The sequence below is a fragment of the Bacillus sp. LR_5 genome (assembly GCF_042709275.1).
Window position 1 is genome coordinate 1 of the sequence record NZ_JAVAXX010000549.1, and the last position, 1,868, is coordinate 1,868.

Consider the following 1,868-nt stretch of genomic DNA (forward strand, 5'->3'; position numbering starts at 1 on the left):
AGGTTTATAATAGCATAATGGCTAGCTTACCTGTGTAGCTAGCCATTTCAGCGTTTGGTGGTCAGATTTGCGCTTCGTGCTCTGTACGCAATGAAACGGCGGCTAGATTCTCAGGTTTCCGCCGTTTCACAACTTCAAAAGTTTTCAATCACGCTGAATAGATGACAAAATCCTAAAACGAAGCCGTTTTAGGATTTTGTCAACAATCTGTGATGGCTAGCTTCCTAGCCATTTTTTATTTACGGTAAAAATCTTTTTTTAATAGAAGGGGAGGGGAGCATACATTCATTTTTTTTGCCAAACCACTTATAGCGGTTGTTGGCAATGAAAGAATAGACCATATCTCTGACAGGCTTCGGCACTGCGAAAAACAGGACGAAGAGCCGCCATGGGCCTCGCAGATGCCTGAAAACCTTAATGGCTGCAGTTGACTTTGTGTACACTTGGCCGTCTTCAATAAAGACAAAGCTGTCAAACCGATCAGTCGGAAGCCCGCTTTTTTTCAGCAGGCTCTGTCCTGTTTCCGACTGCAGCGATGTGAAAGAAATCAATCCGTCCGGATCACGTTTAATGATAAACTGCACGGCTCCATTGCATAAATTGCAGACACCGTCAAACAGCAAAACGCGATTTGGAATTTGTTCTGAAGTCACTCCATATCCCCTCCGATCCTTTAATAAGCCGCTTGCAGCGTTCCTTTCCAGATGGAAAGCTGAGGGCTGATGCTGTGAAGATATTCAACGCTGGTCGGTGTATCCTTTCCGACCCAGACACCCATTGTATACGTATCAGTCAGGCCGACAAACCACATATCGTGATAATCATTTGATGTTCCGGTTTTACCGCCGATGTAAGGCGCATTGAAATATGCTTTTTTCCCTGTTCCGCTTTTCACAACGGAAGACATCAGTTTTTTCAGATGCATGTTCGTGCGGACGCTGAATATTTGAGTCGCTTTATCATTCCATTTATAAAGTGTTTTTCCTTTAAGGTCTGTCACCTTTGTAATCGCATGGCTCGGCGTATAGCTTCCGCTGTTGCCGAATGTCGTATAAGCCTTTGTCATCTCAAGAGGCGTCATGCCGTTTGTAAATCCGCCAAGCGCCGCCGGAAGAAGATAGTCACTGTCGACAAGTTTGGCAAAATGATACGGCTCAATATAACTGAATGCCTTTTGGATGCCGACGCGGTCGAGCATTCTAATAGCCGGGGTATTATATGAATTTTTAAACGCCGTATCAAGCGTCACTGTGCCGTAAGTGCGGTTATTGTAGTTTTGCGGACAGTAGTCTTTGCTGCAAAACTTGCTGGCATCAATGGTGCTGCTTGTTGTCGCGCCGGTCTGTTCAATATAAGGGCCGTAATCAAGAAGCGGCTTAATGGATGAACCCGGCTGCCTGTACGCCTGGTAGGCGCGGTTAAAGTCATATTTTTGATAGTTTTTCCCGCCGGATAGAGCGATGATTTGATGCGTCTGGTGATTAATCACAGCCGCTCCGCCCTGTACGTCCGCATACGGGAGCTTGGAATTCATTTGTGCCACAACTTGATTTTGCATGTACGGATCAAGTGCAGTATAAATTTTCACGCCGTCTTTCATCAGCGTGCTGACTCTTGCGGACAGCTCGTTTTCGATCTTTTCTTTTTGTTTTCCTGATGCTTTTTGAAGGCGTTTATCAAAGCCTTCTGATTCAGACACCAGCTGAGTGAATTCATCATTGACGTAGGAAACGTAGTCAGGATATTTGTCTTCTCTTTTTTCAACATCCAGTTTGATTTTTTGTTTTACGGCTTTTTTCAGCTCTTTGTCCGTAATGACCCCGGCATCTTTTAGCCCTTTAAGCAAACGTTCTTGACGGCTTTTCGTG

2 protein-coding genes are annotated in these 1,868 nt (G+C 44.9%); both read right to left on the reverse strand.

Annotated features, from left to right (window positions below; genetic code table 11):
* Positions 1 to 239: 239 nt before the first annotated feature.
* Positions 240 to 653, reverse strand: a complete 414-nt coding sequence (locus tag RAC86_RS38330) for a thiol-disulfide oxidoreductase DCC family protein (protein WP_015384506.1) — start codon at positions 651 to 653, stop codon at positions 240 to 242.
* 20 nt (positions 654 to 673) lie between these two features.
* A partial coding sequence (locus tag RAC86_RS38335; RefSeq protein ID WP_377886919.1) for a transglycosylase domain-containing protein occupies positions 674 to 1,868 on the reverse strand: 1,195 nt, incomplete at its 5' end.